The sequence below is a fragment of the Longimicrobiaceae bacterium genome, from assembly GCA_035696245.1.
GTDB lineage: Bacteria > Gemmatimonadota > Gemmatimonadetes > Longimicrobiales > Longimicrobiaceae > DASRQW01.
The window spans coordinates 1-6,859 of record DASRQW010000437.1 but is presented as its reverse complement, the minus strand read 5'-3'; the positions used below and the strand labels follow the sequence as shown (position 1 = coordinate 6,859).

4 protein-coding genes are annotated in these 6,859 nt (G+C 73.2%); 2 read left to right on the top strand and 2 right to left on the bottom strand.

The window, feature by feature from the left end; all coding sequences use genetic code 11:
- Window positions 1–167: 167 nt before the first annotated feature.
- Window positions 168–1,244: a chemotaxis protein CheB gene (locus VFE05_19650; GenBank protein ID HET6232299.1), complete on the bottom strand. Its 1,077-nt coding sequence runs from the start codon at window positions 1,242–1,244 to the stop codon at window positions 168–170.
- 323 nt (window positions 1,245–1,567) lie between these two features.
- On the opposite strand from VFE05_19650, the gene VFE05_19645 reads away from it, so the two are divergent.
- Window positions 1,568–3,421: a CheR family methyltransferase gene (locus VFE05_19645; protein HET6232298.1), complete on the top strand. Its 1,854-nt coding sequence runs from the start codon at window positions 1,568–1,570 to the stop codon at window positions 3,419–3,421.
- A gap of 459 nt (window positions 3,422–3,880) precedes the next feature.
- Here the strand turns inward: VFE05_19645 and VFE05_19640 are convergent, their stop codons facing one another.
- Window positions 3,881–5,845, bottom strand: a complete 1,965-nt coding sequence (locus VFE05_19640; protein HET6232297.1) for a PAS domain S-box protein — start codon at window positions 5,843–5,845, stop codon at window positions 3,881–3,883.
- 393 nt (window positions 5,846–6,238) lie between these two features.
- On the opposite strand from VFE05_19640, the gene VFE05_19635 reads away from it, so the two are divergent.
- Window positions 6,239–6,637 (top strand): response regulator, encoded by a 399-nt coding sequence (locus tag VFE05_19635; protein ID HET6232296.1) that lies wholly within the window; start codon window positions 6,239–6,241, stop codon window positions 6,635–6,637.
- Window positions 6,638–6,859 lie beyond the last annotated feature (222 nt).

The window sequence follows — 6,859 nt, the reverse complement described above, 5'->3', positions numbered from 1 at the left end:
CCGTCCCTAGCAGCAGGAGAGGGGGCTAATTCGCAGCGGGCGTTAGACTTGTGCGTCCGATGACGTCGCGGGATCAACGCGCGAAGACGTCTCGGCGCGCGCTTCTGGTCTCCCCTCCCCCAGGCAGTTTTGGGGGAGGGGCTGGGGGAGGGGGCCCCAGCGGATGGCTACTCGCCGCCGCGGGCGATGCCGCGAAGACGCTGGGCGCCATCGTCGGCGAGGGCGTCCGCGTCGTCCACGGTGGGACCGGGGATCTGGGCGCGCCCGAGGCCGGCGGCGATGGCGTGGTGGAGGGAGAGCGACTTCTCGTCGGCGTCGCGGGCCTGCTCGCGGTAGGTCTCCGCCAGCTGTGCCTGGCCGCGCTCCGCGCTGCGGCGTGCGATGCTGCGGCAGAGCGCCGCCCGCTCCTTGAGCGCGCGGTACGCCGTCCACAGTGCCGCCTCCACCTGATAGGCCTGGTGCGTGAGGAGCGAGTCCGGCCCGTACGCGTGGCCCACGCGGCAGCGGAAGCGCGGGCTGCCGCCCTCGTCCAGCCCGAAGAGCACGCCGCCGCACTCCGGGCAGGCGAATGGGCTGGGCTCGCCGGGCCGGTCGTCGCTCGCCAGCGCGTCGGCGTCCATCGCCGCGATCGCGGCCTCCTGCACGGCCAGGGGCTGCACCGGCCCCGCGCCGTGCGCCGACAGGCCGGCAAGGTGCCGCAGCAGCGGCGCCACCCCGGCGATTGGCGTCACGTGCCGCACGACGCCCGCGGCGATGGCGCTGGTGGGCATGCCGGGGTACAGCGCCTCGGCCGGGTCCTGCGCCACGCCCACGCCGCCGGCCTCCACCACGGTGCGCATCCCCGCCGTGCCGTCGTCCAGGTTGCCGGTGAGCACCACGGCAACCACGCGCCCGCCGTACGCAGCCGCCGCGCTGCGGAAGAGCGGGTCTGCCGCCGGGCGAAGGCCGTTCTCGCGCGGGCCGCGGGCCACGCGCACGCGGCCGGGCTCCACCAGCAGGTGATGGTCCGGCGGGGCCACGTAGATGCGCGCCGGCTCGATCTCCTCGCCGTCCACCGGGTGGGCGGCGGGCAGGGGGCCGGCGCGGTTCAGGATGTCCGGCAGCGCGCTCTTCACCCCGCTGGGAAGGTGGACCGCCACGAAGACCGACGCCGCCAGGTTCCCCGGCAGCTCGGCCGCGATCCGCATCAGGGCCTCGACGCCCCCGGCCGACGCGCCGATGACGATGATGTCGTGTCCGGTCAAGATGTCCTCATCCCCTCGGTTCCCAAGTCGCTGCCGGCGTGCTCCGCCCCGGCCGCATTGCGCCGGAACGGCGGCAAGCCGCGTGCTGCCCCGGCCGCACCCATACCCCGCACGACCGCCGGTGTACCACCTCTGCCGCATCCGCCGAAGTGACAACAAGATACGTTTTCGATCCCATTGACTTCGCGGCCGGCCCGGGCGCATATTGGCGGCCCGCACCCTGCATACCGGCACACGGCCTCCCCGGCACATTTGGCGGCCTGCGCCGGCCTCCGGAGTTCCGCAAACGCAATAGCCGTCCCCCGAACGGGAACACGAGCGACATGACCGAGACCGAGCCCTCGCTCGAGCACCTTCTGGAGTATCTCAAGCGGACGCGGGGATTCGACTTCACCGGCTACAAGCGCTCGTCGCTGGCGCGCCGGGTGGACCGCCGGATGGGCGAGGTGGGCGTCACGGGCTACGACGCGTACCTGGACTACCTGGAGGTCCACCCGGACGAGTTCGAGCAGCTGTTCAACACCATTCTCATCAACGTCACCGCCTTCTTCCGCGACCCCGACGCGTGGGAGGCGCTGGCCACGGAGTTCCTGCCCGCCATCGTCGAGCGCAAAGGTCCGGGGGAGCACATCCGCGTCTGGTCCGCCGGGTGCGCAACGGGGCAGGAGGCGTACACGCTGGTGATGGTGCTGGCGGAGATGCTGGGCATCGAGCGCTTCAAGGAGCAGGTGAAGGTCTACGCCACCGACGTGGACGAGGACGCGCTGGCCACCGCCCGGCAGGCCACGTACTGCGTGCGGGACCTGGAGGAGGTGCCGGCGGAGCTGCGGGCGCGGTACTTCGAGCCCCGGGGCGACCGCTTCGCCTTCCGCGCCGACCTGCGCCGCATGGTCATCTTCGGACGGCACGACCTGGTGCAGGATGCGCCCATCTCGCAGCTGGACCTGCTGGTGTGCCGCAACGCGCTCATGTACTTCAACGCCGAGGTGCAGGCGCGCATCCTGGCACGCTTCCACTTCGCCCTGCGCGACGGCGGCGTCATCTTCCTGGGCAAGGCCGAGATGATGCGCAACCACGCCAGCCTGCTCGCGCCCGCGCACCTCAAGGCTCGCATCTTCACCCGCCCCCCGCGCGCGGACGCGCGCGAGCAGGCGCTGCTGCTGGGCCGCGGCCGGGGCACCGGCGTTCCCGAGCCGCGCCTGCGCGACGCGGCGTTCGGCGCGGAGCCCGCCGCGCGCATCGTCGTGGACCGCAACGGCGCGCTGGCGATGGCGAACGACGCGGCCTGCGCCCTCTTCGGCATCGCTGCGAGCGACGTGGGCAAGCCGCTGCACTCGCTGCGCGTGTCGTACTCGCCCATGGAGCTGCGCCCGCGCCTGGAAGAGGTGGCGGCCGGGCAGCGGGCGCTGTGCGTGGCAGGCGTGCCGCACACGGCCGAAGACGGCCGGAAGCGCTTCTACGACGTGCAGCTGCTTCCCCTGCACGACGGCGACCTGTACCTGGGCGTGAGCGTCGGCTTCACCGACGTGACCCCCCTCCACCATCTCCAGGCGCAGCTCCAGGACGCCAGGCAGGAGCTGGAGAAGACGTACGAGGAGCTGCGGACCACCAACGAGGAGCTGAAGCGCACGGTGGACGAGCTGGAGACCACCGGCGAGGAGCTGCACACGACGAACGAGGAGCTGGAGACGATGAACGGCGAGCTCCAGAGCACCAACGAGGAGCTCCAGGGCACCAACGAGGAGCTGGCGACCATCAACGACGAGCTTCGCCAGAGCACCCACGACCTGGGCGAGGTCAACGCCTACATGACCTCCATCCTCGCATCGCTCCGCGCGGGGGTGGTGGTGCTGGACCGGCAGCTGCGGGTGCGCGTGTGGAACCACCGCGCCGAGGAGCTGTGGGGCGTTCGCGCCGGAGAGGTGGAGGGAAGGCCGCTGCTGGACGAGGACATCGGCCTGGCCGTCGCCAAGCTCAAGGCTCCCGTGCGCGCCTGCCTGGAAGGCGCCGAAGACGTGCAGGAGCTGGTGCTGGAGGCGCGCAACCGCCGGGGCCGCAACATCCGCTGCCGCGTCACCTGCTCGCCGCTCCTGGGCCGCGACCGCGACGTGCGCGGCGTCGTCCTGGTGATGGAAGAGTGGGCCGCGCTCCCCACGGAGCTGCCGCGGCTGGCGTAACGGGCGGGTGGGTGATGGTGTGGAGGGCGGAGGTGGGCCCCCTCCCCCAGCCCCTCCCCCAAAACTGCCTGGGGGAGGGGAGCTAGATCCCGGCGGGGGTGAGGGTTGTGCGTTGATCGGGCTGGGGATCAAGGTGCTCGACGCGTTGGCGGGATGACTCCGGCGGACGAGGCAGAGGCCGAGTCAGCCGTCAGAGCGAGCCGATTCACGGCCGAGCAGCGACCAATCGGCTCCCCGTTCCCCCGGTACGATTCCGAAAGCGCGCTAAAACCCAATGCTGCAAGCAGTTCTCCCTCTCCCGCTTGCGGGGGAGGGGCCGGGGGAGGGGGCGCCTCTCCGCAGCGAAGCCGCCTGAGCACCGCGACCGGGTCGTTGGACGATTCCAACCGAGGAGGGGCCGAGCATCGTGCGGATGCTCGGCCCCTCTTTCGATCTACCTCGCCGTCCGCCGAGTCGCGATCACACTCCGCGCGACGCTTCCATGTTGCGGCGGATGAGCACCGCGCCGATGTCGCGGAGCGAAGCGGGGGAGAGGAAGGGCGAGAGCGGCACCAGCAGGCGGAGCGGCACGCCGCGCAGCTTCTGGTGGGCGGCGCGCGTCACCAGCACGGGGGCGGCCGGGTCCAGCGCGGCCAGCGCCTCGGCGTCGGACGCCAGGACGATGCGCAGGCGCGACGGGTCCGCAGCGCCGCGGATGGCGCGCAGGCGCTCGCCGAAGGCGGCGTCGGCCACCACCGCGGTGAGGGGGCCGCGCGCCAGGCGGTCCTCCACGGCGGCCACCATCTCCGGGTTGGCGTGCGCCACCACCAGCGGCTTGCCCAGCGCCCGTGCCGCCGCGCGGGCCAGCGGCGCGTGGAACGGCGTGGTGACGATCAGGTCCGCGGCGCGCAGCTCGTCCAGCAGCGCCGTCTCCGGCGAGCGCCCGGCGCGGGCGGGCTCGGGCGATGCGCCGACGGGCACCGCGAAGGTCTCCAGCCCCCACTGCTGCCGCAGCTCGGTGGCGAGCGCCGCCAGGTCGTCTTCGGTGCTCTCCACGCAGGCGCACGACACGCGGGTGCTGCCGGTCCACTCGCGCAGCAGCTCGGGCAGCAGCGGCACCTTCACCTGCAGCTCGGCGGCCTCGCCCAGCAGGCGGGCCACCCACTCGCCCGTCTCGCCAAGCGGCCGCTGGGCGGGGCCGGCGCCGGCGCCCTCGCCAACGTACACCCCGTGGCGGCTGCGCACCTCCACGACCCCCTCGGCGCCCAGCGTGCGGTACGCGGCGCTCACGTTGCGGTGGTCGACGCCGCTCTCCTGCGAGATCTCGCGGATGCTGAGCAGCCGGTCTCCGGGGTGCAGGTAGCCGAGGCTCACGCCCGAGGCGATCCACCCGCGCAGGCGGTCCACGATGTCGTGCGGGCGCTCCACAGGCCTGGCGAGCAGCGTGCGAAGCGCCTCGGCGCGCGTCCACGGGCGGCGCTCGCCGGGGTCGCCGGCCGCCGGGCCCTGCGTCTGCGACGCCTCGTAGTCGGCGTCGCCCTCCTCGGTCGCCTCCACCATCACCACCACCGTGCCGCGCGGCTGCCCGTCGGCCGAGCGCATGGGCGCGGCCAGCACGCGCAGGGGCAGCGGGCCGCCGGCCTTCCGGCGCCCCGCCAGCACCGCGGGCGTGCCCTCCTCGCCGGGCTGGGCCTCGGGCGGGAGCGCGGGGTTGCGGCGGCCCACGACCTCGTCCTCGGTCCAGCCCAGCAGGCGCTCGGCCGCGCGGTTCCACACCATCACGGTGCCGTCCACGTCCATGGCGGCCACGGGCAGCGGCGCCGCCTCGATCAGCATGCGCGCCGTCTCGGCCGTCTCGGCGCGGCCCCGCTCGTCCACGCGCCGGTCGGTCACGTCGCGCAGGCTCCACAGGAGCAGCGGGCTCCCCGCCACGGTCGCCGGGCCGGCGGAGACCTCCACGGTCACCGGCAGCGCGCCGCGCGGCTGGAGGCGAAGCTCCCACCCGCGTGCCGAGTCGCCCTGCGCCAGGCCGGCCATGCGCGCGCGGAAGGCGCGGCGCTCCTCGTCGGCCACGTACACCGCCAAGGGCTTGCCCGTGAGCTCGCCGTCGCGCAGGCGCAGCAGCTGCGCCGCGGCCACGTTGGCGGCGCGGATCAGGCCCTGCGGGTCGGTGGCGACGGTGGCGTCGGGCGAGAAGCGGAAGAGGTCGGCGAAGCGGGCGCGGTCGGCCTCGGCGTCGCCCTGCATCTCGGCCAGGGCCTCGCCCTGCACCCGCAGCTCCTCGGCGGTGACCTGAAGCTCCTCGAGGGCGACCTGGAGGTCCGAGATCGCCTCGCGTACGAGCGGGCGCGCCTCGGGAGACGACCCGTCGGCGCGCTCGCCCAGGTCGTGGGCGCGCACGCGAAGGCCTTCTACGAACTTGCGGATCGAGCTGTCTGGCGACATTCAGGGAGATTCCATCCCCGTGGAGAAACGGGCCCGCGGGAGGTCTTGCACCCCCCGCGGCCGGGAGCCGGGGAGGGCTCCTGGCGCCGCGTGCCGGCATGCGACTTCGCAAACCGGCGCGCGGTGACGTGCAAACACCTGGCCACGGCGCCGAATGTTTCCGCGCCAGGGATGCCACTGTTCCATCCACCTGTCACACCTGCAAACCACGTTCCGCGCGTGCTACCGGAACGCCTTGTGGCGCCCCTTCGATCACGGCATCTTGCAATCCGCGCAACCCATTGCATCGCAACCCTCTTCCGTCGTGCCGAACGGGCCTCCCGGCCCGTGCTCCGGCACACGCCCGCCGCCGCTCCGGCGCCGGGCCGAAGCTCCCCAGCCGGCATCCTTCACGTGGCAAGCACCATCCTGCTCGTCGAGGACAACGACGACAACCGCCTCATCTACCGCATCATCCTGGAGCACCACGGTTTCGTGGTGGTGGAGGCGTGCGACGGCCTCGAAGCCGTGGACCGGGCCACATGCGTGCGGCCGGCGCTGATCCTGATGGACATCTCCATCCCCGTGCTCGACGGGCTGGAGGTGACGCGCCGCCTCAAGCTGGACGCGCGCACGGCGGGCATCCCCGTGGTCGCGCTCACCGCGCACGCCCTGGGCACCGTGCGCGCCGAGGCCGCCGAGGCGGGCTGTGCGGGCTTCCTGCTCAAGCCCGTCGCCCCGCACCGCGTGGTCGAAGAGGTCCGCCGCTTCATCTCCGCCGTCCCGCCATCGCCCTCGCTCGCCACCACCTGAGCCGCCCGGCGGCTTGCAAGCGCAATCCCGAGCACGACACACGGCGCCTCTGCCAGGTCGGGCTGAGGGCGCCGTGGAGGTTGTATGCCGTCGTGTCATCGATCCGGCGTTCGGAAATCGCGCCGTTTCCGGTGGTTTTTCGGTAGAGGTACGCGTGGTGCTGAGGTGGTGGGGCTGCGGAGAGATGCCCCCTCCCCCGGCCCCTCCCCCGCAAGCGGGAGA